The 23,930-nt window shown below is 74.3% G+C and carries 20 protein-coding genes; 15 read left to right on the plus strand and 5 right to left on the minus strand.

Translation table 11 applies throughout. The features are described 5' to 3' along the window. The first annotated feature begins 47 nt into the window (after nt 1–47). The 12 genes from IFT45_RS14905 (at nt 48) to IFT45_RS14955 (ending at nt 10,112) form a co-directional block, all read left to right on the plus strand. Nucleotides 48–1,118: a polyprenyl synthetase family protein gene (locus IFT45_RS14905; RefSeq protein WP_235491308.1), complete on the plus strand. Its 1,071-nt coding sequence runs from the start codon at nt 48–50 to the stop codon at nt 1,116–1,118. Beyond that, nucleotides 1,115–2,029, plus strand: coding sequence for a phytoene/squalene synthase family protein (locus IFT45_RS14910; RefSeq protein WP_185230962.1), 915 nt, complete (start codon nt 1,115–1,117; stop codon nt 2,027–2,029). The genes IFT45_RS14905 and IFT45_RS14910 overlap by 4 nt, the downstream gene beginning before the upstream one ends. Continuing rightward, complete coding sequence (crtI, locus tag IFT45_RS14915; RefSeq protein WP_255465168.1) at nt 2,026–3,738, plus strand: phytoene desaturase family protein; 1,713 nt, start codon at nt 2,026–2,028, stop codon at nt 3,736–3,738. Before IFT45_RS14910 ends, crtI begins: the two co-directional genes overlap by 4 nt. After that, nucleotides 3,738–4,079 (plus strand): lycopene cyclase domain-containing protein, encoded by a 342-nt coding sequence (locus IFT45_RS14920; RefSeq protein WP_167261538.1) that lies wholly within the window; start codon nt 3,738–3,740, stop codon nt 4,077–4,079. Before crtI ends, IFT45_RS14920 begins: the two co-directional genes overlap by 1 nt. Continuing rightward, nucleotides 4,076–4,504 carry a lycopene cyclase domain-containing protein gene (locus IFT45_RS14925; RefSeq protein ID WP_192129086.1) on the plus strand — a complete coding sequence of 143 codons (429 nt, stop codon included), beginning with the start codon at nt 4,076–4,078 and terminating at the stop codon, nt 4,502–4,504. Before IFT45_RS14920 ends, IFT45_RS14925 begins: the two co-directional genes overlap by 4 nt. Then, on the plus strand, nt 4,501–5,412 hold the full coding sequence (locus IFT45_RS14930; protein WP_192129088.1) for a prenyltransferase: 912 nt from the start codon (nt 4,501–4,503) through the stop codon (nt 5,410–5,412). The genes IFT45_RS14925 and IFT45_RS14930 overlap by 4 nt, the downstream gene beginning before the upstream one ends. Before the next feature lie 156 nt (nt 5,413–5,568). After that, nucleotides 5,569–6,984, plus strand: a complete 1,416-nt coding sequence (locus tag IFT45_RS14935) for a glycosyltransferase 87 family protein (protein ID WP_192129090.1) — start codon at nt 5,569–5,571, stop codon at nt 6,982–6,984. A gap of 96 nt (nt 6,985–7,080) precedes the next feature. Continuing rightward, entirely contained in the window at nt 7,081–7,485 is a 405-nt protein-coding gene (locus IFT45_RS14940; protein WP_056058699.1) for a hypothetical protein, read from the plus strand. Continuing rightward, on the plus strand, nt 7,478–7,888 hold the full coding sequence (locus IFT45_RS14945) for a phage holin family protein (protein WP_185230969.1): 411 nt from the start codon (nt 7,478–7,480) through the stop codon (nt 7,886–7,888). The genes IFT45_RS14940 and IFT45_RS14945 overlap by 8 nt, the downstream gene beginning before the upstream one ends. Then, the coding region (locus IFT45_RS17935; protein ID WP_192046842.1) for a DUF3618 domain-containing protein at nt 7,885–8,183 on the plus strand (299 nt) is incomplete at its 3' end. The genes IFT45_RS14945 and IFT45_RS17935, both read left to right, overlap by 4 nt. Before the next feature lie 87 nt (nt 8,184–8,270). After that, entirely contained in the window at nt 8,271–9,446 is a 1,176-nt protein-coding gene (locus IFT45_RS16805; RefSeq protein ID WP_206759079.1) for a YihY/virulence factor BrkB family protein, read from the plus strand. Nucleotides 9,447–9,632: 186 nt separating this feature from the next. After that, nucleotides 9,633–10,112 carry a VTT domain-containing protein gene (locus IFT45_RS14955; RefSeq protein WP_192129092.1) on the plus strand — a complete coding sequence of 160 codons (480 nt, stop codon included), beginning with the start codon at nt 9,633–9,635 and terminating at the stop codon, nt 10,110–10,112. Nucleotides 10,113–10,164: 52 nt separating this feature from the next. Here IFT45_RS14955 and IFT45_RS14960 read toward each other — a convergent pair whose 3' ends face one another. The 3 genes from IFT45_RS14960 to IFT45_RS14970 form a co-directional block, all read right to left on the minus strand. Then, nucleotides 10,165–10,962, minus strand: coding sequence for an isocitrate lyase/phosphoenolpyruvate mutase family protein (locus IFT45_RS14960; protein ID WP_167261551.1), 798 nt, complete (start codon nt 10,960–10,962; stop codon nt 10,165–10,167). 260 nt (nt 10,963–11,222) lie between these two features. Next, on the minus strand, nt 11,223–12,275 hold the full coding sequence (locus IFT45_RS14965) for a hypothetical protein (RefSeq protein ID WP_192129094.1): 1,053 nt from the start codon (nt 12,273–12,275) through the stop codon (nt 11,223–11,225). 45 nt (nt 12,276–12,320) lie between these two features. Beyond that, a complete protein-coding gene (locus tag IFT45_RS14970; protein WP_192129097.1) occupies nt 12,321–12,656 on the minus strand; it encodes a hypothetical protein in 336 nt (111 codons plus the stop codon). An 87-nt stretch (nt 12,657–12,743) separates the two neighbouring features. Here IFT45_RS14970 and IFT45_RS14975 point away from each other — a divergent pair, with 87 nt between their 5' ends. Further along, on the plus strand, nt 12,744–17,366 hold the full coding sequence (locus tag IFT45_RS14975; RefSeq protein WP_192129099.1) for a metallophosphoesterase: 4,623 nt from the start codon (nt 12,744–12,746) through the stop codon (nt 17,364–17,366). 135 nt (nt 17,367–17,501) lie between these two features. Here the strand turns inward: IFT45_RS14975 and acs are convergent, their stop codons facing one another. Beyond that, complete coding sequence (gene acs / locus IFT45_RS14980) at nt 17,502–19,559, minus strand: acetate--CoA ligase (protein ID WP_192129101.1); 2,058 nt, start codon at nt 19,557–19,559, stop codon at nt 17,502–17,504. A gap of 406 nt (nt 19,560–19,965) precedes the next feature. On the opposite strand from acs, the gene IFT45_RS14985 reads away from it, so the two are divergent. Together IFT45_RS14985 and IFT45_RS14990 are read left to right on the plus strand one after the other, a co-directional pair. Continuing rightward, nucleotides 19,966–20,733: a transglycosylase family protein gene (locus tag IFT45_RS14985; RefSeq protein ID WP_192129103.1), complete on the plus strand. Its 768-nt coding sequence runs from the start codon at nt 19,966–19,968 to the stop codon at nt 20,731–20,733. Between the two features lie 210 nt (nt 20,734–20,943). Then, the gene (locus tag IFT45_RS14990; RefSeq protein WP_167261559.1) at nt 20,944–22,071 is read left to right on the plus strand and encodes a LacI family DNA-binding transcriptional regulator; all 1,128 of its coding nucleotides are present in this window, start codon (nt 20,944–20,946) and stop codon (nt 22,069–22,071) included. 241 nt (nt 22,072–22,312) lie between these two features. Here the strand turns inward: IFT45_RS14990 and IFT45_RS14995 are convergent, their stop codons facing one another. Continuing rightward, a complete protein-coding gene (locus IFT45_RS14995) occupies nt 22,313–23,671 on the minus strand; it encodes an FAD-binding oxidoreductase (RefSeq protein WP_192129105.1) in 1,359 nt (452 codons plus the stop codon). Nucleotides 23,672–23,930 lie beyond the last annotated feature (259 nt).

A 23,930-nucleotide genomic window follows, 5' to 3' on the forward strand; every position in this document is an offset into this window, starting at 1 on the left:
GAGCATGAGCGCGTTCGCCGAGTTCCATGGGAGGTAGTCTGCCCTCTGTGGACGCTCAACAGCTGCGCGGCGGCGCGCGCGCCCGACACGAGCGTGTCGAGGTCGTCCTCGACGACTTCTTCCGGCTGGCCGAGCGCCGGGCCGCGCTCGTGGGCCGTCGCTACGTGGAGCTCTGGTCGGTGCTCGAGCGCAACACGGTCGGCGGCAAGCGCTTCCGGCCCCGCATGGTCTTCACCGCCTACGACGCCCTCGGCGGCACCGACGACGAGGCCGTCGCCGGCGTCGCGGCCTCCTTCGAGCTGCTGCACACGGCCCTGATCGTCCACGACGACGTCATCGACCGCGACTTCTCGCGCCGCGGCATCCCCAACGTCTCCGGCAGCTACCGCGACACCGCCACGACGGCGGGCATCCCCACCCCCGCCGCCGAGCACCGCGGCATGTCGGCCGCCGTCATCGCGGGCGACCTCGCGCTCGCCGGGGCCAGCCGGCTGCTGCTCGACGTCCGGTGCGAGGGCGGCGTGCGGGCGCGCCTCCTCGACATCCTCGACGAGGCGATCTTCGTCAGCGCGGGCGGCGAGATGGTCGACGTCGAGCTGTCGCTCTCGCCCGAGGTGCCGACGGTCGCCGAGATCCTCGACATGGAGCGCGCCAAGACCGCGGTCTACTCCTTCGAGGCCCCGCTGCAGGCCGGCGCCGTGCTCGCCGGCGCCCCCGACGCCGTCGTCGACGCGGTCGGCGAGTTCGGTCGCGAGGTCGGCGTCGCCTACCAGGTGGTCGACGACCTGCTCGGCGTCTTCGGCCTCGAGGCCGACACCGGCAAGACGACCCTCGGCGACCTCCGCGAGGGCAAGCGCACCGTCATCGTCGCCCACGCGGCCACGACCGACGAGTGGTTCGCGATCCGTCCGTTCATCGGCAAGGCCGACCTCACCGAGGCCGAGGCGGAGCACGTGCGCTCCCGGCTCGAGGCGTGCGGCGCCCGCGCGTTCGCCGAGTCCCTCGTCGAGCAGCACGCCCGCCGCGCGCTCGCCGTGCTCGACGGCCCGGCCGTGGGCGACGCGCTCCGCGAGGCCCTGACCCCCGTCGTCGCGACCGTCCTGGAGCGCGTGCGGTGACCGGCCTCTCGCTCTACGACGCGGTGGCCGACCAGACCGCGGCCGGCGTGATCCGCCGGTACTCGACCTCCTTCGGGCTGGCCTCGCGCCTCCTCGGGTCCGACGTGCGGCAGCACGTCGAGAACGTCTACGCGCTCGTCCGCGTGGCCGACGAGATCGTCGACGGCCCCGCCGCCGAGGCCGGGCTCGACGTCGAGGCCGCGGGCCGGTGCCTCGACGACTACGAGGCCACGACCGAGCGGGCGCTCGCGGAGGGCTTCAGCTCCGACCTCGTCGTGCACGCCTTCGCGCGCACCGCCCGGGCCACGGGCTTCGGCACCGAGCTCACGCGGCCCTTCTTCGCCTCGATGCGGGCCGACCTCAGCGCCCGCGAGCACGACGACGAGTCGTTCCGTCGGTACATCTACGGCTCGGCCGAGGTCGTCGGCCTGATGTGCCTCCGCGCCTTCCTCGTCGGGCACGGCTACCCCGCCAGCACGCGCGCCGCCCTCGACGAGGGCGCCTGCCGTCTCGGTGCCGCCTTCCAGAAGGTCAACTTCCTCCGCGACCTCGCGGCGGACTTCGAGCACCTGGGCCGCAGCTACTTCCCCGGCGTCGACGTCGACACCTTCGACGAGGCGACCAAGCGGCGGCTCGTCGACGACATCGACGACGACCTGCGGGTCGCCGGCGAGATCATCCCCGTGCTGCCCGCGTCGTCGCGGCGCGCGGTGGCGCTGGCCCACGGCCTGTTCGCCGAGCTGAACCGACGGCTCGAGGCGACCCCCGCCTCCTCGCTGATCCGGGCGCGCGTCCGCGTGCCGAACCCGGTGAAGCTGCGCATCGCGGCCGGCGCCGCGGTCGGCCGCGTCGTGGCCGTGCCGCCCGCCCGCACCCCGAGCACCACCCCGACCGACGGAGCCCCTTCGTGAGCACACCCTGGCTGAAGTCCACCACCGGCGCGACGACGGTCGAGCGGCACGGCCGCCGGGTGGTCGTGATCGGCGGCGGCATCAGCGGCCTCGCCTCGGCGGCGCTGCTCGCCCGCGAGGGCCACGACGTCACGGTGCTCGAGAAGAACGACGCCGTCGGCGGCCGCGCGGGCAGCTGGGCGAGCGACGGCTTCCGCTTCGACCTCGGCCCGAGCTGGTACCTCATGCCCGAGGTCTTCGACCACTTCTTCAGGCTGATGGGCACGAGCGCCGACGAGCAGCTCGACCTCGTCGCGCTCGACCCCGGCTACCGCGTCTTCTTCGAGCCGGGCGCCGAGCCCGGCGACGACGACCCGGCCCCGATCGACGTGCCGCTCGGCCTCGAGCGCAACGTCGCGCTGTTCGAGAGCGTCGAGCCCGGCAGCGGCGAGCGGATGCGCCGCTACCTCCGCTCGGCCCGCGACACGTACGAGATGGCGAAGCAGCGGTTCCTCTACACGAGCTTCGAGAGCGTCTCGCCGCTGCTCCGCGGCGACGTCGTCGTGCGGCTGCCGAAGCTCGCGCGGCTCCTCCTGCAGGACCTGGACACCTTCGCGTCGAAGACGGTCAGCGAGCCGCGCCTCAAGCAGATCCTCGACTACCCCGCGGTCTTCCTCGGCTCGTCGCCGTTCCGCACGCCGAGCATGTACCACCTGATGAGCACCCTCGACCTCGACGACGGCGTGCTGTACCCGCAGGGCGGGCTGACGACGGTCATCGAGCGCATCGCCGCGGTCGCCCGCGACGCCGGCGTCACCATCGTCACCGGCGCCTCCGTCACGCGCATCACGACCGCCGTGGAGGCCGACCCCGCACCTCGCCGCGGTCGCCCGCGGGTGCCGACGGCGCGGGCCACGGGCGTCGAGTACACCGACGCGGGAGGCGCGGAGCACGCCCTCGAGGCCGACACCGTCGTCAGCGCGGCCGACCTGCACCACACCGAGACGCGCCTCCTGCCCCGCTCGCTGCGCACCTACGACGAGAAGTACTGGCACGGCCGCGACCCCGGCCCGAGCGCCCTGCTCGTCTACCTCGGCGTCGAGGGCGAGCTGCCCGAGCTCGAGCACCACTCGCTGTTCTTCGCCCGCGACTGGCACGAGAACTTCGAGCGGATCTTCGGCGACGACAAGCGGATCCCCGAGCCGCCGTCGCTCTACGTCTGCAAGCCGAGCACGATCGACCCGTCGACGGCGCCCGAGGGCCAGACCAACCTCTTCGTGCTCGTGCCGCTGCCCGCCGACCCCGCGCTCGGCCGCGGCGACGTCGACGGCGACGGCGACCCGATGGTCGAGCGCCTCGCCGACCAGGTGATCGACCAGATCAGCCGCTGGGCGGGCGTGCCCGACCTCGCGTCGCGCGTCGTGCTGCGGCGCACCCGCGGGCCGCGCGACTTCGTCGACGACGTCAACGCCTGGCAGGGCAGCATGCTCGGCCCGGCGCACACACTCGACCAGAGCGCGATGTTCCGCGCCGGCAACACCTCCGAGCACGTGCGGAACCTGTTCTACGTCGGCGGCTCGTCGCGCCCCGGCATCGGCCTGCCGATGTGCCTGATCAGCGCCGAGGTGCTGCTCAAGAACATGCGCGGCGACACGAGCACCGAGCCGCTGCCCGAGCCCGCCGCCGAGGCCGGGGCCCCCGCCGCGCCGGCCACCGCCGGAACGGCCTGATGGGCGCCGCCTACCTCGTCGCGCTGCTGATCTCGCTCGCCGGCATGGCGGCGCTCGACCGCCGCTTCACGCTGTTCTTCTGGCGCGACGGCTGGCGCGCGGCGGTGACGCTGCTCGTCGGCGTCGCCTTCTTCCTGGTCTGGGACGTCGTCGGCATCGACCTCGGCATCTTCTTCCGCGGCGAGACGTCGTTCATGACGGGCGTGCAGCTGGCGCCCGAGCTGCCGCTCGAGGAGGTCTTCTTCCTCGTGCTGCTCTGCTGGCTGACGATGAACCTGCACTCCGGGGCGCGCCTCGCGCTCGGGGTGCTCGCCGCCCGCCGCGAGGGGGCGCGCGCGTGACGTACTGGGCGGTGAACGCCGTCTTCCTCGGGCTCGTGGCCGTGACCGCGGCCGCGGCGCTGCTGCTGCACCGGCTCCGGGCACGGGGGCGCGCCTCCTCGGGGGCCCGCGACCGCGCCGAGGTCGTCCGCGCCGCCGGGCTCACCACCGTCGTGCTGCTCGTGATGACCGCCGTCTTCGACAACGTCATGATCGGCGTCGGCCTGGTCGGCTACGACGAGTCCCGCATCAGCGGCGCGAAGCTCGGCGTCGCCCCGCTCGAGGACTTCGCCTACTCCGTCGCGGCGCTCGTGCTGCTGCCGAGCGTCTGGACGCTGCTCGGCGGCCGCCGCCCGGCCCGCGAGCCGTCGCTCGAGCGACCGGCCCGACGGGCGCGGCCGGCCCGACCGGCCCGGCCCGTCGCAGGACCGGAGGAGTCGCGGTGATCGCCACCCTGCGCGCCCTGGCCTGGTCGTCGCGACCCCTCAGCTGGATCAACACCGCGTTCCCGTTCGCCGCGGCCTACCTGCTGAGCGCCGCGAGCGGCAGCACGCCCGACGGCGGCACGAGCTACGACGTCACCGCGGTGCCGTGGCTCGTCGCGATCGTCGGCACCGTCTACTTCCTCGTGCCGTACAACCTCGCGATGTACGGCATCAACGACGTCTTCGACTACGAGAGCGACCTGCGCAACCCCCGCAAGGGCGGCGTCGAGGGGGCGCTGCTCGACCCCAGCATGCACCGGCCCACGCTGGTCGCCGCGGTCGTCACGAACGTGCCCTTCCTCGTCTTCCTGGTCGCCGTCGGCAGTCCGCTGAGCTGGCTCGTGCTGGCGGTCAGCGTCTTCGCCGTCGTCGCCTACTCGGCCCCGCGCCTGCGCTTCAAGGAGCGCCCGGTCGTCGACTCGGTCACCTCGAGCACGCACTTCGTGAGCCCCGCCGTCTACGGCCTCGTGCTAGCCGGGGCCGACGTCACCCCCGCGCTGTGGGCGCTGCTCGGCGCGTTCTTCCTCTGGGGCACGGCCAGCCACGCCTTCGGGGCCGTGCAGGACGTCATCGCCGACCGCGAGGGCGGCATCGCCTCGATCGCGACGGTCTTCGGCGCCCGGACCACGGTGCGGCTCTCGGTCGTCGCGTACCTGCTCGCGGCGCTGCTGATGACCTTCACCGACACCCCGGGGCCGTTCGCCGCGCTCCTCCCGGTCGCCTACGCGATCAGCTGCGCGCCGTGGTGGAACGTCGCCGACGCCGACGCGGAGGGGGTCAACCGGGGGTGGAAGCGGTTCCTGACGCTCAACTTCGTGTCGGGGTTCGTGGTGACCATGCTGCTGATCTGGTGGGTCGCGCTCGGCTGACCCGCGACTCCCCGGGGCCTCGGCCGACCGGCCGCGTCGCCGACCCGCGGGGCCGGACGGCCGATCGGCGGAGGGCCGCTCCGTCGCGCGGATGAGATCGGCCCGATGTGGCCCCGAGTTCACCCGGGCGAAAGGTCCTGGCCGTATCTTCGGCCCGTGAGCACGCAGACCTCCCGCACCCCCGAGCGCCCGCGGCCCGCGCGCGCCCTCCGCGACCTGGCCGGCCGGCTGGCGTCCCGGCGGCGGTGGGTGCGTGAGCACCCGCACGGGCTGTGGTGGACGTTCGCGGCCCTGCACGCCGCGCTCTTCCTGGCCCTGACGCCCCTCATGCTCTCCGGCGGCGTGAGCGGCGACCTGCCGCTGTACCGCACCTGGGCCACCGACGCCCTGAGCTCGGGGTCGTGGCCGGTGCTCGACTTCACCTGGGTCTACCCGGCGGGGGCCCTGCTGCCCATCGTGCTGCCGAACGTGCTCGGCGAGTCGATGTACCAGTTCGTCTGGCTGGTGATGCTGACGCTGCTGAACGGCGTCTCGCTCTGGGTGCTGACCGACCGGGGCCGCCGTACCGTCGAGACCCCGGCCGCCTGGTGGTGGCTGCTCGTGCTCTTCCTGCTCAGCCCGGTGGCCTTCCTCCGCCTCGAGGGGTTCAGCGCGCCCATGGTGCTCATGGCCCTGGTGCTGCTCGCCCGGCGCCCCCGCGTCGCGGGCCTCCTGCTCGCCGGCGCGACGTGGATAAAGGTCTGGCCGGCGGCCGTGATCGCGGCGGTCATGGTCGCCTCGCGGCGCCGCTCGACGGTCGTGCGCTCCGCCCTCCTGGTGACGGCGGGCGTCGCCGCGGCCGTCGCGCTCGGCGGCGGCCTGAGCCGGATCGACACGTTCATCAGCACCCAGTCGAGCCGCGGCCTCCAGCTCGAGGCGCCGCTCTCGACCCCGTGGGTGTGGATGGCCATGCTCCGCGTGCCGGGGGCGTCCGTCTACCAGAACGTCGCCCTCGCGACCCGGGAGGTCATGGGGCCGGGCGACACCTGGGCGATCAACGGCAGCACCGAGCTCATGCTCGGGGTGGTGCTGGCGCTGCTCGCCCTGCTCGCCGTCGCCGCGTTCGGACTGCCGGGGGCCCGCCGCTCGACCTCGGGCGACGAGGTCCAGCTCGTGCTGCTCGGCGCCCTGACCCTGACGACGACCTTCGTCGTGTTCAACAAGGTCGGCTCGCCGCAGTACATGCTCTGGATCGCCCCGGTGGTGGCCGTCGGCCTCGCGCAGCGCCCCGACCTCTTCCGCGTGCCGGCCCGCCTGACCGCGTGGGCGGCCGGACTCACGACCCTCGTGTTCCCGGTGATGTACCGCGAGCTGATCGACCTGCAGCCCGCCGCCGTGCTGGCGCTCGCGGCGCGCAACGCCATCGTCGTCGCGCTGCTCGGCTGGTGCGTCGTCCGGCTGATGGAGGCGGCGCTCGCCGCGGCGGGGCTGCCGGGCTGGACCCTCCGGCGCGCCCTCGGCCTGCTCCCGCCCGACCGGGGCGTCGCCGCGGGCGTCGCGACCGAGGCCCGGGTGCTCGACCACGAGCGGTAGGAGTCGCGGATCTGGTCGGCCCGGGCGCGAACGTGCCAGCGTGGTCCCCAGACATCTCGACACCCGCCGTGAGCGGGTCTGACCCAAGGAGCACTCATGAAGGGCAAGATCCTCTTCGTCGCCGGAGCGGCAGTCGGCTACGTCCTCGGCGCCCGCGCGGGCCGTGGCGCGTACGTCAAGATCAAGTCGCAGGCCGAGAGCCTGTGGGAGAACCCGAACGTGCAGAAGACCGTCCAGCAGGCGGAGGGCTTCGTCAAGGAGAACGCCCCCGTGGTCGGCAAGAAGATCCAGGAGGTCGCGGGCGACGCGGCCGCCAAGGCCAAGTCGGTCGCCTCGAAGTCGGGCGACTCCGACGTCGCGGACAAGGTCGGCGCGCTGGCCGACAAGGCCGAGTCCAAGGCCTCGGACGCTGCCGACGCGGTCAAGGACGCCGGTCGTGGCGCCAAGGGCAAGGGCGAGCCCGGCTCGGGCCCGCTCCCGGGCGTGAACGCCGGTGAGTGACCTCAAGGCACCTGACCAGAGCACCAAGCGGTCGCTCGGGTCGCTCCTCGGCAGCCTGCCCGATCTCATCTCGCGGTTGATCCGCGGCGAGATCGCGCTGGCCAAGAAGGAGCTCGCCACCAAGCTCAAGGAGGCCGGCGTCGGCGCGGGCCTGCTGGTCGGGGCCGCGCTGTTCGGCTTCTTCCTGCTCGCCGTGCTCATCACCGCGGGCATCCTCGGCCTCGCGACGGTCGTCGCCCCATGGCTCGCCGCCCTGATCGTGGCCGGCGTGCTGCTGGTCGTCACGGCCGTCCTCGCGCTGCTCGGAGTCAAGGCGCTGAAGAAGGGCGTGCCGCCCGTGCCGGAGAAGACCGTCGAGAACGTCAAGGCGGACGTCGCCGCGCTCAAGGGCACCGGCTCGTGAGCCGGGACGACTCCGGCGACCGCCGCGACGGTCGCCTCGGCGACGGTGCGGGCTCCGACGAGTCCGCCCCGAGCATCCCCGAGCTCGAGCTCGACGTGGCGCGCACCCGCGAGGAGTTCGCCCGCACCCTCGACGCGATCGAGGACAAGCTGAGCGTGCCGGCGCACGCCCGCCGCCTCCGCGACAGCGTCTCCCGGCGCTGGCACGACGACCCGCGGCCCGTGGTGGCCGCGGGCGTCGCTGGGGTCGTCGGACTCGCCTCGGTCGTGGCCGGCGTCGTGCGGATCGCTCGACGNCCTCCAGCCCCCCGCCTGACGGCTGCCCCGTCGCGCTGGTGGGCACCCCTCACCCCAGGGCGTCCCCCAGAACGAAGGACAACACCATGGCGCAGAGCAGCACCGAGCGCGAGCAGCAGGCTCCCGACCCCGACGACGCGCGCAAGCCCGACAGCCCCAACGACCTGCACAAGCCCTCGTGGGGCTACGTGCTCAAGAAGACCCTCCGCGAGTTCACCTCCGACCAGTGCACCGACCTGGCGGCGGCCCTGACCTACTACGCCGTGCTCGCCCTCTTCCCGGCGCTGCTCGCGATCGTGTCGGTGCTCGGCCTCTTCGGCCAGGCTGAGCAGACCACGGACACCGTTCTCCAGCTGCTCACCCAGCTCGGCGGCGGCTCGGTCGCCGAGACGCTGCGCGACCCGATCCGCGAGGTGACCATGTCGCCCGCGGCGGGGATCACCTTCGTCGTCGGCGTGCTCGGTGCCCTCTGGTCGGCGTCCGGCTACGTCGGGGCCTTCGGCCGTGCCATGAACCGGGTGTACGAGATCGACGAGGGCCGACCGATCTGGAAGCTGCGCCCCACGAACCTCGCGATCACGGCCGTCACGGTCGTGCTCGTCGTCGTCGCGGGCCTCATCCTCGTGCTGAGCGGCGACGTGGCCCAGGCCGTGGGCGACGTGATCGGCCTCGGCTCGACGGCGGTCTTCGTCTGGGGCATCGTCAAGTGGCCGGTGCTGCTCGTCATCATCGTGGTGGTCGTCGCGGTGCTCTTCTACTTCTCGCCCAACGTGAAGCAGCCGAAGTTCCGCTGGATCAGCATGGGCTCGCTGCTCGCCATCGCCATCTGGATGATCGCCAGCGTCGGCTTCGGCTTCTACGTGAGCAACTTCTCGAACTACAACAAGACGTACGGCTCGCTCGGTGCCGTCATCGTCTTCCTGCTCTGGCTCTGGATCACGAACAACGCCCTGCTCTTCGGCGCCGAGTTCGACGCCGAGATCGAGCGCGGCCGTGAGCTGCAGGCCGGCATGGAGGCGGAGAAGGACATCCTGCTGCCGCCGCGCGACACGAAGCAGAGCGACAAGAAGAGGGCCCAGGAGGCGCAGGACGAGCTCGACGGGATGCGCCTGCGGCAGGCCGCGGCCGCGTCGATCGCCGAGCAGGAGGCGCGCGAGCGTCGCGAGGGCCGCGAGCGCCCCGCGGACGACGACCGGCCCGACGCCGACGCCGACGCCCTGCCCGACGGGAAGGAGCGCCGCGAGCGGCGCGACCGGAGCTGAGGCGTCCGGGCCGGCGTGACCGGTGCCCGATCTCTCTCGACCGAGGGCCTCTGAGCGACAGTTGTCGTGCAGGGGCCCTCGGTCGTCGTCCGTCCCGGGCGCCTCCCGGGCGGGTCGACCTAGCATCGACGTGACCTGGACCGACCAGACCTGACCTGACCTGACCGCGTCACCCGAGGGGGCACCGTGCTCGAGCGCCTGGCCGGCCTGCCGTTCGGCGGGCTCGTGGCGGCGCTGTTCGCGATCGTCGTCTGCCGGGCCCAGGCGACCTACTGGCTGGCGCGGGGCGCGCGACGGGGAGCCGCCTCGACGAGGTGGGGCCGCTGGGTCGACGGGCCGGGCGTCGCGCGGGCGTCGCGGGTGCTGGCCCGCTGGGGGCCTCCCGCGGTCACGCTGAGCTTCCTGACCGTGGGGCTGCAGACCGTGATGAACGCGGCCGCGGGGGCGTCGAGGATGCGGTGGCCCGTGTACCTCGTCGCGATGCTGCCCGGGTGCGCGGCGTGGGCGCTGATCTACGCCACCGTCGGGTTCGCGGTGCTCTGGGCGGTCGTCGGCTCGGTGGCGGGGTCGCCGGCCGGTGTGGTCGTGCTGGTGCTGCTCGGGGGCGTGGCCGCGGTCGGGGTCGCGGTGCTCGCGGTGCGACGGCGTCGGGCCCGGGAGGGCTGATCCACTCCGGAGTGGATCAGCCCTCCCGGGCGTCACCCGGTCTGGGCGCGGCTCAGAACGAGAAGCCGAGCTCCGCCGGGTACTCCTCGCGGGCGGTGAGGCGGGTCGCCGCGTCGCGGAGGTGCGACAGCGTCAGGCCCATCGACATCGGCCCGAAGCTCACGCGCGAGACGCCGAGCTCGGCGAGGCGGGCGAGCGGCACCGACGTCGGCCCCGAGATCACGCTGATCTTCCCGTGGATCTCGTCGAGGGCGCGCTTCACGAGGTCTTCCGTGCCGAGGCCGAGCACGAAGGCGCAGTCGGCTCCCGCGTCGAGGTAGGCGTTGGCGCGCGTGACCGCGTCGTCGAAGCTGTCCGGGTCGCCGGCCAGGGCGTCGACCCGGGCGTTGACGACGATCGGCACGCCCGCGCGGTCACCGGCGCGGCGGGCCGCGGCGACCTTCGAGACCTGGGTGTCGATGTCGTAGAGCGGGGCCTTGGCCTGGCCGATGCTGTCTTCGAGGTTGAGGCCGGCGGCGCCCTCCTCGATGAGGCGGAACACGTTGTCGAAGGTGCCCGAGGCGTCGGTCGCGTAGGCCTTCTCGAAGTCGACCGAGACGGGCAGGTCGACCGAGCGGACGATGATGCGGGCGGCGGCGAGCATCTCGTCGACGTCGAGCCCCTCGCCGTCCTCGACGCCGTGCGCCTCGGAGATCGAGTGGGAGGCGGTGGCCAGGGCCTTCACGCCCGGTGCGCCGGCCACGACGCGGGCGGTGATGCTGTCCCAGACGTTCGTGACGATCAGCGGGTCGCCCGGCACGTGCAGCGAGCGGAGGAGGTCGGCCTTCTCGGCCGTGGTGGAGATGGACATGCCCCCCAGCCAAGCAGCCCCGGCTGGGCGGCACCAGCCCCCGGCCGGGCGGTCAGGAGGCGCCCAGCAGCTCCGCGCACGCCCCGACGAGTCGGAGTCAGCCCCTGCGGCCCTTGCCGACGCGCGACGACGTGCTGCGGAGGTTCGCCGCCGCTGCGCTCGTGGACTGTGAGGTCGTGCCGGTGCGGGCACCCGCGATGCTGCTGACCGTTCCCCACCGAACGGAGGGGCCGGACTTCTGCGGCTGGGGCGTGCGAGCGTCAGCGGTCGACATGTCGTTCTCCCTCGGGGGTGCGTTCGTGGTCAGGGACAGGGTACCTCGCGACCGCTCGTGCACGCCGAGCGGAGGCAGAGACCGCACCGTACGACAGCACGAGCGCGACGACCGACGAGACGGCCGCCATCGCCCACCAGAGCAGGTCGATCCACGGGGACGTGAGGCCACCGACGATGCTGCCCGCCATCGCGAAGAGCCCGAGCGCGAAGCCGATCGTCACCGACCGCAGCGGGCTCAGCAACCACGACGACAGCGAGCTCTCCCGGCGTGCGGCCGCGAGCCCGATGAGGAGTGCAGGAGCCGCCAGCATGAGCGCCGACCCCCCGTTGCCGCTGTCACGGAGGACCTCGGCCGCGCCGGGCAGCGCCACGGCGAGGACGGAGACGATCGCGGTCACGACGGCGGCCCCCCACGTGGCACGCCAGGCTCCGCGCCGTCGCACCAGCAGCTCGACCTCCGCGGTGGCCGCGTGTCCGGTCTCGAACCGACCGTGTGCGTGGGCGATCGCCTGACCCGAGGTGTCCGTGGCGGTCTCGGACGACGACCCGGCGAGCGAGAGGGAGATGCAGTCCAGCTCGGGAGGTGTCCGGAACTCCAGGTGGTAGGACTCCGTGTCCGAGGCGTTCATCATGGGCACGGCGAGGGTCGTCGTCCTGAGCCCGAACGCCGCCAGGGGGCGGGCGAGACGGGCGCCCACCGAGGCGTCGGCGGGGAGCTGGACGCTCCAGTGGAAGGAGAACTTCACGACCTGGCGTCGGCCCAGCTGCGTGGCCGGCACGAGTGCGACCAGCAGGAAGTTGCTGCCGAGGTCGCGGATGAGGTCACTGAGCTCGAGGCTGACGGCGCCGTCGCCCCAGAGCCTGTCGGCGCCCCAGCGGCCCCCGGTGACGAGGGCGTCGATCTGGGCCGTGAGCAGCGGCCCTCGGGGGCCGACGATCGCTCTCAGCGCCCTGTCGATCGAGGGGCCGGGCAGGATCCCCTCACGACCGAGAGCCCACCGGAGCACGTGGAGAGCGATCTCGCGGCCGTCGCTCATCGTCAGCAGCGGCAGGGCCGCACCGTCGCTCCCGACGGCGTCGAACTACCGCATCGGCCCCTTCGCCACCATCGCCAGGGGCACCAGGGCGTCACCCTCGACGCGGCTCAGCCGTCGCCGCCGGTCGCCTGGGTCGTACGCGAGACGAGGGTCAGGGGGTGGCGTGCAGTCGATGGAGTGGCGGATGCGCCCTCGGTCCCCCTCGAGCGGCTGGACGCTCTCGACGCGCCGGTGCACCCACTCTGGCCACCTCATGACCGCGTCGAGCACCACCTCGCCGGTGCGGTCGTCGAACCGGCGCCCCACGTTCTCCCCGTCAGCCATCTCGTCCTCCGTCTCGCTGTCACCAGCCTGGCGGAGGCCTCCGACATCGCCGCGCACGGAGGCGACACCCGTCGTTCACCCGCCCGTCGATCGGCCTCCCTAGGGTCATGGCGCACTGCCAGTCGATCCAGGGGAACTCCACAGATGCGTCGTCGCCTCGCCACACTGTCCGCTGCCGCCCTCGCCGCGGCCCTCGTCGCCGGGGGCGCGGTGCCGGCCCAGGCCGCGCCTCCCGTCGGCGACGTGCTCGTCACCGAGATCGCCCCCGACGGCGTCGGGGCCGACGACTTCGAGTACGTCGAGGTCGTCAACACGACCGCGTCCGACGTGGTGCTCGGCGACGGCGGCGTCTCGCTCGCCTACACGTACGTCGACTCCGACGACCGTGCCCGCGACGTGCCCCTCGTCGCCCCGGCGGGGACGGTGCTGCCCCCCGGCGTGCCGGTCGTGCTGTGGCTGAGCTACGCCTCGGGAGCCGTCGACAGCACGGCGCGCACCGTCGACGAGTTCCGGGCCGCGTGGGCAGGCACGGGAGGCGCGCCCACGTCGTACCCCGTGGTGCGCGTCACCGGGCAGGCCGGCATGGCGAACGGCGGCGGCCGCGGCGTCCGGGTCGTGGACGCCGGCGGCACGGCCGTCTCGTGGTCGTTCTACCCGACCGGCTCCGTCTCGGCGGGGACCGTCGCACAGTTCGCGCGCCCCGCCGACGCCGGTCAGCCCGGCGCTCTGCTCGTCGGCTCGAAGGCCGCCCCGACGCCCGGCACGGTCGACCCCGCGCAGCTCGGCGGCCCGGCCACGCCGGTCCCCGAGCCGACGCCCACGCCCGCTCCCGAGCCGTCGCCCGAGCCCCCGGCCCCTGAGCCCACGCCCGAGCCGACCACCCCGGCTCCCGCACCGACCCCGCAGCCCGACCCGAGAATCCGCGCGGCCGCCCTGCAGGTGACCGAGCTGCTGCCCGACTCCACGAACGTCGGCAGCGCCGACGGCTACGAGTACGTCGAGCTCTACAACGGCACCGACCGCCCGATCGACTGGTCTGACTACTCGCTGCGCTACCTGTACCCGATCGACGAGGCGCAGAACTCGTCGACCGTGCTCTGGCCCTCGACGCCCCGCGCCGCGACGATCGCCCCCGGCGACACCCTCGTGCTGTGGGTCCGCAACGGGCAGAACGCCGCCCTCACGCGCGCCGATTTCAACTCCCACTTCGGCTCGTCGCTGCGCGACGGCCAGCTGCTCGACGTCGCCTCGGCCGGCATGGCCAACGGCTCGGCCCGCGGCATGGAGGTCGTCACGAACAGCGGCGTCGCCCTCAACCGCGCGCACTACGGGCTCGTGGCGGGGCGCGACGACGTCGACCCCGACCAGGGGATCCAGTACGGGCCCGACGCCGCCGACCCGACGAAGCAGGTGCTGCTGCGCAAGGCCCCCGCGAGCCCCGGCACGGTCACCGCCGACCAGGTGCCCGCCGGCCTCGTCGTGACGCCCGTCGACACGGTCGCGCCGGTCGTCGTCGACGGCACCGCCGCCTCCGTCGACGACCCGACGCAGCCGTTCGACGTGACCTTCACCGTCACCGACGACTCCGGCGTGCTCTCGGCCCGCCTCACCGCCGAGAACGACGTCGACGCCGAGCCCGTCGTCGTCGACCTGGTCGGCACCCGGGCCGACCCCGCCGCCACCGCGGGGCCCCGTGACACCTACACCTGGTCGGTGCCGGGCGTCGACCTGTACGGCAAGAGCTGGCTGCGGTACTCGCTCGAGGTCACCGACGGCTCGAACACCACCACGACGACCGTCCGCACCGTGACGATCGGCGGTCGTGACGACGCACCGGTGCGGCTGAACGTCGCCGAGGGCCAGGGCCTCCGGGGCACCGTGCCGATCGCCGCCGCCGGCACGGCGACGCCGCCCGACGTGGCCCTCCAGATCGACGGCGCTCCGGTCGTCGACGTCGAGCGCGCGCTCGAGCGTGAGGCGTACTTCGCCTTCGAGGCGGGCGGGGTCAACACCTACTTCCGCAACGGGGTGCTGCTCGGCAGCGAGGTGCTGACGATCTTCGACGACGGCATCTTCGAGGGCACCGAGACCATCACCACGAAGGTGCCCCTCGACGCCGTGCGCCCCGGCGAGCCCCTGACACTGAGCGTCTGGGCCGGTACCAAGGCCGCGCCCGAGATCAGCCCCGAGAACAACGACGACTTCACGATCCAGGGCCTCCGGCTCGTGCTGCCCGACGGCAGGACGCTCCGCCCCGCCGGCTACGACGACCCCGCCCGCGTGCTGCAGATGGGCGACAGCGCCGGCAAGCTCGACTCGTTCGACGCGGTCTTCACCGTGCCCGACGACGCGTTCGGCGCCCTCTCGCACGACTGGGACACCACGGGCGTCGCCGACGGCGCCCACGTCGTCACGGCCACGACGGCGGGAGGCGGCGGCTCGCTCTCGAGGACGGTCCTCGTCGACAACACCGCGCCCGCGGTCGCGACCGACGTGCAGCAGGGCGTCGAGTACCGCGGCGAGTTCCTCCTCACCGGCACGGCGACCGACACCGGCTCGGGCGTGGCGACGTTCGTGACCACGCTGGACGGGGAGGCGGTGCAGCTGCCGTTCCGCGCCTCCTCGGTCGACCTCCCCGGCGGCGAGCACCTGCTCTCGCTGACGGCGACCGACGCCGTCGGCAACGTCACCCGCACCGACGTGCCGTTCACGACGCCGGTCGAGCAGCCGTCGGGCCAGCCCGTGCTGCCGGTCGACGGCGCGGAGGTGACCGAGGGCGAGGTGGAGCTGCGAGCCCGGGTCGACGACCCGAGCGGCGACGCCCTGCGCGTCGACTTCTCGCGCGGCTGGGAGCTCGACGCGGCGAACGGCGGCGTCACGAGCCGCGTCGGCACGACCGACGTCGCGACGCAGGTCGACGGCGAGACCCCGGCCGCCGCGGCGGGCGCCCGTGCCCTCAGCACGGCCGAGGTCGAGGCCATCGGCGGGGTGGACGGCGTCGACACCGAGATCAGCTCCGACACGGCTCTGCCGTACCAGGTCTTCGACGTGGCGGTGCCGGCCGAGGCCGGCCCGGAGCACCAGACGAGGCTGACCTGGACGGGCTCGGCCGACACCGGCGCCAAGGTGCTGATGTACGTGCGCGACGTCACGACCGGCGCCTGGGAGGAGGTCGACCGCGTGGTCACCACCGACCCCGACGACGTCGAGTTCGCCCTCACCGCCACGGTCGTTTCGGCCGGCCACGTGGCCGCGGACGGATCGATGACGGTGCTCGTGCAGCACTCGGAGGGCTTCGCCGGGGCGCCGCGCTCGACGCGCGAGACGCCGGTCACGCCCCGCAACGCGGCCGACACCCCCCGCTCGGCCTACGACTTCACGCTCGCGTGGGAGTCGGACACGCAGTACTACAACGCCGACCCGGCGAACTACAAGCACCAGGTGGCGATCCACGACTACCTGCTCGAGGAGCGCGACGACCTCAACCTGCAGTACCTCTTCCACACCGGCGACATCGTCGACGACGGCACCGTGCCCGAGCAGTGGCAGCGGGCCGACGCCCAGTACGACCGGCTCGACGCCGCCGGCCTGCCCTACGGCGTGCTGGCCGGCAACCACGACGTCGACCAGAAGAACGACGACTACACGTACTACTCGCAGTGGTTCGGCGAGCAGCGGTACGCGGCGAACCCCTGGTACGGCGGCGGCCACCTCGACAACCGCGGGCACTACGACCTCGTCAGCACGGGCGGCGTCGACCTGCTGGTGCTGTCGATGGGCTGGGCGCCGGGCGACGCCCAGATCGCCTGGATGAACGAGGTGCTCGCGCAGTACCCCGAGCGCAAGGCGATCATCAACCTGCACGAGTACATGCTCACGACCGGCGGTCTCGGCCCCGTGCCGCAGCGCATCTACGACGAGGTCGTCGCGACGAACCCCAACGTCATGATGGTGATGTCGGGGCACTACCACGACGCCTTCACGCGCTACGACCAGTTCGACGACGACGGCGACGGAGTGGCCGAGCGCACCGTGACGCAGATGCTCTTCGACTACCAGGGCCTGCCCGAGGGCGGCCTCGGCTACCTGCGCCTGATGCACTTCGACAACGTCGGTGAGCAGATCACGGTGCGCACGTACTCGCCGTCGCTCGACGACTACGACAGCGACGACCCCTCGCTCGAGCCCGTGCACCAGGAGTTCGTGGTGCCCTACGCCACGGCCGGCATCGACCCGCGCACCAAGACGCTGCGCACGAACTCCTTCACGGCCGAGGTGCAGACGCCTCAGCTGATCGGGAGCGTCGCCGACGTCGCGAGCGGCACCGAGGCCTCTCTCGCCTGGCCCGACGCACCGCTCGGCAGCCTCGGCTGGTTCGTCACGGTCACCGACCCGTACGGTGCCCAGTCTCGATCGGGCGTGAGCACCCTCACGGTCGTCGCCGCGGCGGTCGACCCGGGCACGCCGACCGACCCGGGCACCCCCGGGGCCCCGGGCGATCCGGGTACGCCGGGCGCGCCCGAGCTGCCCACGGTTCCGGGTGCGGGAGGCGCGGTGCCGGTCGCTCCCGGCGCCGGTCCCACCTCGGGCACGGCACCGCGCCCCGGCACGGCGGCACCCGCCGCGACGACGCCGCGCGACCGTGCGGACGACCCGCTGGCGTTCACGGGAGCCGACCCGCGACTCCTCGCGGCCGGGGGCCTCGGCGTGCTGCTGCTCGCCGCCGGAGGGCTGCTGCTCGCGCTCAGGCGCCGCCGCTCGGCCTGACGCCGAGACGGGCACAGCCGGGCGGGCTCGCCGCCCGGCCGCGCCCACGAACCACGTCGTCGCAGGCGAACCACGCCGCGGCGTGGTTCGCGTGCGACTTCGTGGTTCGCGACGACGGCGGCCGCGGCCGGGCGGTCAGGAGGCGCGCAGCACCTCCGCGCGGACGGCCGCGACGCGGTCGGGCACCGTCGAGTCCTGCAGGCTCGTCGTGTCGCCGAGCGGCCGCCCGTCGACGATGTCGCCGAGCAGCCGGCGCATGATCTTGCCCGAGCGGGTCTTGGGCAGGTCCGGCACGACGACGACGGTCGCGGGCTTCGCGATCGGGCCGATCTGCTCGGCGACGTGGGCCCGCAGCGCGGCGGAGAGCGACCCCGAGAGCGGGGCCCAGACCTGCGGTTCGTCGGCGGAGCCGGCGTCGCGCACCGCGCCTCCCTCGGGCCGTGCCGCGGGCACGACGAACGCGGCGATCGCCTGGCCGGTGCGCTCGTCGGCGACCCCGACGACGGCGGCCTCCGCGACGAGGGGGTGGGCGACGAGCGACGACTCGACCTCGATCGTCGACAGCCGGTGGCCCGACACGTTGATGACGTCGTCGACGCGGCCGAGCACCCAGATGTCGCCGTCGGCGTCGTACTTGGCCCCGTCGCCGCTCGCGAACCAGCCCTGCTCGCGGAACTGCGTCCAGTAGCTGTCGCGGTACCGCTCGGGGTCGCCCCAGACCGTGCGGGCCAGCGACGGCGGCGCCTGCTGCACGACGAGGTAGCCGCCCGAGCCGTTCGGCACGCGCTGTCCGTGCTCGTCGACGACCGCGGTCGCGACGCCCGGCAGGGCCCGCAGCGACGACCCCGGCTTGAGCGTGTCGACGCCCGGCAGCGGGGCCATCACGGCCGCGCCGGTCTCGGACTGCCACCAGGTGTCGACGATCGGGCACTCGCCCCGGCCGAGCTGCTCGTGGAACCAGACCCACGCCTCCGGGTTGATGGCCTCGCCGACGGTGCCGAGGAGGCGCAGGGTGCTGAGGTCCCACGTGTCGGGCAGGCCGTCGGGGAACCACGACGACAGCGTCCGCACGAGCGTCGGGGCCGTGTAGTAGGTGGTGACGCCGTAGCGCTCGATGATCTCGAGGTGCCGGCCGGGGTGCGGGGTGTCGGGGGTGCCCTCGTAGATCACCTGCGTGAGCCCGTTCGACAGCGGGCCGTAGATCTCGTAGGTGTGCGCGGTGACCCAGGCGAGGTCGGCGGTGCACCAGTGCACGTCGTCGGGCTTCGCGTCGAAGACGGCCCAGTGGGTCCAGCTCGCGGCGGTGAGGTAGCCGCCGCTCGTGTGCACGAGGCCCTTCGGCTTCCCCGTCGTGCCGCTCGTGTACATGATGAAGAGCGGGGTCTCGGCGTCGAACGCCTCCGGCTCGTCGGTGTCGGGCTGCGCGTCGACGAGGTCGTGCCACCACAGGTCGCGGCCCTCCGTCCACGGCACGTCGGGGGTCTGGTCGCCCGTGCGCCGCACGACGAGCACGTGCTCGACCTGGTTCTCGCCGCTCACCGCGTGGTCGGCGGCGGCCTTGACCGGCACCGCGCCTCCCCGACGGAACTGCCCGTCGGTGGTCACGAGCAGCTTCGCCCCCGTGTCCTCGACGCGGAACTTCAGCGCCTCGCCCGAGAAGCCGCCGAAGACGAGCGAGTGGATCGCCCCGATCCGGGCGATCGCGAGCGTGACGACGATCGTCTCGGCGATCACGGGGAGGTAGACGACGACGCGGTCGCCCTTCCCGACGCCGAGGCTGCGGAGCCCGTTCGCGGCCTTCACGACCTCGCGCTGCAGCTGCGCGTAGGTGACGTCGCGGCGGTCGCCGGGCTCGCCCTCGACGTGCAGGGCGACCTTCTCGCCGCGGCCGGCCGCGACGTGCCGGTCGACGCAGTTGACGGCGACGTTGAGGCGGCCGCCGGCGAACCAGGTCGCCTCGGGCACGGTGAGGCCGCCGTCGGGCAGCTCCTCGACCGGGCGCCAGGTGTGGGCGGTGTGCCAGGGGGTCTCCCAGTCGAGGCGGTGCGCCTGCTCCTCCCAGAAGGCGACCGGGTCGGCCGCGGCTCGCGCGTGCTCGGCGCTCGTGACGTTCGCCGTCGCCGCGAGGGCCGCCGGGGCGGGGAAGGTGCGTCGCTCGTCGAGCAGGTTCGAGATCGTGTCGCCGGTGGCCATGCGACGAGCGTACGGAGGCGCGGTGACCGCCACCGGGGAGCCCGTCACGTCGCGTAACGGGCCGGGCCGGCACCGTCGTCGGGGCGGACGCCCAGCGACCTCGGAGGGTCGCGGGGCGATCCCCGGGGAGGCGCGGATCGGCCTGTGGAGAACCGCCCGCGCCCCCGGGGCAGACCGCCCCGTCGGAGTTGGACCCCGTCGCGGGCGTGGCTACCGTGGGCGACCGTCCCGCTCAGGGGCACGTGGTGCGTCGGCCCGATCGGGGCGGCGCAGGCCACACGGCGCCGCTCGTCACCCCCGCTGCCCTGCGAGCGGACGCCGCCGACGGACCTGATCTGACCAGAGGCGGGCAGCGGCGGCCGTGTTCGCGCGGCCGTGCCGGGGTGACCTCGACCGGAGCAACGACATGACACGCACGACCCGCAGCACCCGCGCCTCCCGCACCACCTCGACCTCGCCCGGCGACCCCGCCGCCGTGGCGGGCCCCGCCGCCCGCGCGCCGCGTCGCGTCGGCCGGGCCCGCGCCCTGCTCGGCGGGGCGGCCCTCGTCGCCCTGACCGGGGGCGGGGTCGGCCTCGCCGCCGCGCCCGCCAGCGCCGCCGACGTCTCCACCTGGGACGCGATCGCCGCCTGCGAGAGCGGGGGCGACTGGTCGATCGACACCGGCAACGGCTACTCGGGCGGGCTGCAGTTCAGCCCGAGCACCTGGTCCGCCTACGGCGGCTCGGGCAGCGCCGCCTCCGCCAGCAAGGGCGAGCAGATCGCTGTCGCCGAGCGTGTGCTCGCCTCCCAGGGGTGGGGCGCCTGGCCCTCCTGCTCGGCGAAGCTCGGGCTGAGCGGCACGAGCGGCGCCGCCCCGCAGGCCGCGGCGCCCGCGCCCGCACCCGCACCGAGGGCCGCGGCGGCTGCGCCGTCGTCGGGCTCGGCGTCGGGCAGCGGCTCGTCGCGCGCCGCCGCCCCCGCGGCGCCCGCGGCGCCGCCCGCCCCGACGATCGCGGCCGTGCCGACGAGCGGCGAGACCTACACGGTGGCGGCGGGCCAGAGCCTCGACTCCATCGCGACCGAGCGGGCGATCCCCGGCGGCTGGGTGACCCTCGCCGGAGCCAACCTCGACACGGTGCCCGACCCCGACCGCATCGAGGTGGGGCAGGTGCTGCAGCTCCCCGCCGTCTGACGCCGCGCCTCCCGCCCGGGCCCGACGAGACGACGCGTCCCGGGGCCGGGCGGCGGGGCAGGCCCCGGGAGGCGTCGCCTCGCCGAGCGAGGGAGCGAGGGAGCGAGCGAGCGAGCAGGGCGGGCGGAGGCGGGCGGAGGCGCGGGCCCGGCCCCGGAGCCGGCCCCCGACCTAGGATGGTCCGGTGCCCGCCACCGTCGGAAGGACTCCGTGACCAAGGCCCCGACCGTCTACGACGTGGCCGCCCACGCGGGCGTGTCGATCGCGACGGTCTCGCGGGTGCTGCGGCGGCCGGACGACGTCCGCCCCGAGACCCGCACCCGCGTGCTGGAGTCCGTCCGCAGCCTCGGCTACGTGCCGAGCGGCGCCGCCCGCGGCCTCGCCGGGCGTCGGCACGGCGTGCTGGGCCTCTTCCTGCCCGGGCACGACGGCATCGACGAGCCCGAGCCCGACTGGGCTCGCGTGGTCGACCCCGGCCGGATCCCGCTCGTCGACGACTCGGCGGGCCGGGGCGCCCTCCGCGTCGACGCCCCGACGTCGTCCACCCCCAGCCCGGCGACCCTCTACTTCGACGAGGTGCTGCGCGGGGCCGAGGTCGAGTCGTGGCGCCGCGGCTTCGCCCTCATGGTCGCCGCCGGCCGCGGCTCGAGCCGCGAGGTGATGCTGAACGACATCGCCGGCCGGGTCGACGGCCTCGCCGTCCTGGCGCAGACCGTGCCCGACGACCTCCTCGCGCACGTCTCGCGGCGGATCCCCGTGGTCGTGCTCGCCGACTCCCGCCCGGGCGACCAGCTCGACCACGTCAGCGTCGACAACGTCGCGGGCATGCGGGCGCTCACCGCGTTCGTGCTCGAGGCGCACCGGGCGCGTGACGTCGCCTACGTCACCGGGCCCACCGACTCGCCCGACGAGGCCGACCGCCACCGCGGCTTCGACGAGGCCGTCGCGGCCGCGCCGGAGCCCGTGGCCGTCCGGGTCGAGCGGGGCGACTTCTCGCGCGACGGGGGGCGGCGGGCGGGGGAGTCGCTGCTCGCGTCGGGCGCACCGCTCCCGCGCGCGGTCGTCTGCGCCAACGACCAGACCGCGCTCGGCCTGCTCGACGTGCTCGCTGAGCACGGGGTGGCGGTGCCCGGGCAGGTGCTCGTCACCGGCTTCGACGGCATCGAGGCCGGGCGCTTCTCGACGCCGCGGCTGACGACGGTGCGCCAGCCGATGGGCGACCTCGGCCGTGTGGCGGTGCGGAGCATCGTGACCCGGCTGACCGACCCCGGCGCACCTCCGCAGCGCGTCACGCTGCCCGTCGAGGTGCTGCTCCGCGAGAGCTGCCCCGCGGTCTGAGCGCCCCGCGCCGCTGCTGCCCCGCGCCGCGCCGCTGCCGCGCGCCGCTGCCGCGCCGCCCCCGCACCCCGCGCTGCCCCGCCCTGCCCCGCCCCGCCCCGCCCCGCGCAGGCTGCACCCCGAACCACCGACTGATCAATGAACCACGTCGTGACGTGGTTCATTGATCAGTCGGTTATTCGGTGGGACGGTCGGGGCGGAGAACGCCGCCGCCGAGCCGCGCCGCTGCGGCGCAGCGCCGCTACCGCCCCCGCGCCCCGCGCTGCCCGGTGTCGACGCCGGTCACGCTCCCGTCGTCGGGCCCGAAGACGAAGTGGTGCACCCGCGAGGCCGGCACCCCGTGCGCGATGAGGGCGTTCCGCGCGATCGCCATGAACGGCACCGGCCCGCAGAGGAACACGCGGTGCTGCGGGGTCAGGTCGACGGTGTCGAGGTCGATCGGGTCGAGGTAGACGCCCGGCCCGTCGAGCGACGCCTCAGCGAGCGCGGTGACGGCGCTGAGGCTGCCCTGGGTGTAGCTGACGCGGAGGCGACCGGCCGGCATGGCCGCGACCAGCGCCTCCAGCTCGGCGCGGTGCGCGTGCCGCTCGGGAGTGCGCTCGAAGTGCAGCACCGTCACCTGGCGCCGGGGGTCGGTGCGCACGAGGTGGTCGAGCATGCCGAGCACGGGGGTGCAGCCGATGCCGGCCGAGACGAAGACCAGGGGGGAGTCGTCGAGCTCGTCGATCGTCAGCGACCCGATCGGCGGCGAGACCGAGACGACGTCGCCGACCGCGACGTGCCGGAGCAGGTGGTTCGAGACCTCGCCGGGCGGCAGGCCGAGCTCGGGCACCCCGCCGAGCACGCGGGCGCTGACCCGCCACTGCTCGTCGGAGCCGCCGCGCAGGCTGTACTGCCGGATCTGTCGCGCCCCGTCGGGCAGCGTCACCTGGATCGACGCGAACTGACCGGCGCGGTAGGTCGGCAGCGCCTCGCTGTCGGCCGAGACGAGGGTGAGGGCGACGACGTCCTCCGCCTCGACGCGGCGCTCGGTCACGAGGGCCTCGCGCCAGTCCTCCCCGGGCTCGAGGTCGGCGGCGCGGTAGGTGCGCTCGACCGCGGCGACGAGCTCGTCGCGGGTCTGCCGCCAGAGCGCGAGCCAGGCGTCGACCACGACGCCCGACCAGTCGTCGCCGAGGGCGGCCGCGAAGGCGTCGCGGAGGTGCCGCTCGAAGACGTCGTGCTCGTCGCGGGTGACGCCGATGGCCGCGTGCCGCTGGGCGAGGCGCGACAGGGTCTCGCGGGCGGCGACCCGCACGGCCCAGGGGCTCGGCGCCGGCGAGGCCCACGGCGCGACGGGCACGGCCGGGCCGGTCGCCGAGCCCGCCGGCCCGCTGCCCACCTGCGTTCCCACCACGTCGCGGGCGACGGTGACGATCGTCAGGGCGAGCTCGCGCTGCTGCCGCCCCTGGGCCTGGTCGCCGCGGTTGAACTGGTCGCGGAGCAGGTCGGGCCGGTCGGCGAAGAGCCGGGCGTAGAAGTCGTCGGCGATCGCGGCGGCGCGGGCCTCGACGAGCGGCAGCGTGGAGCGCAGGGCGGTCAGGTGCGACGACGTGATCACGGGGGCTCCCACGGGCGATCGGCACGCCCGGTGCCCCGGCGGCCAGGAGGCGACGACCGCGGGAGGCGCGGTGCGCGTCATCCGCGCACCCACCGATCATGGCGTGGCCGGCCGGCCGCGCGCCTCCCCCTCTCTCGACCTCGAACCACCTCGTCCCGTCCCGCCTCCCGCCCCTCCCGCCCCGCCGAGTGGTCGCGAACTGCTGCCCCGCCCGCCCGGGAGCAGCAGATCGCGACCACTCGGCACCGCGGGTCCGGTC

Source organism: Frigoribacterium sp. CFBP 13707 (assembly GCF_014842245.1).
Classification (GTDB): Bacteria; Actinomycetota; Actinomycetes; order Actinomycetales; family Microbacteriaceae; genus Frigoribacterium; species Frigoribacterium endophyticum.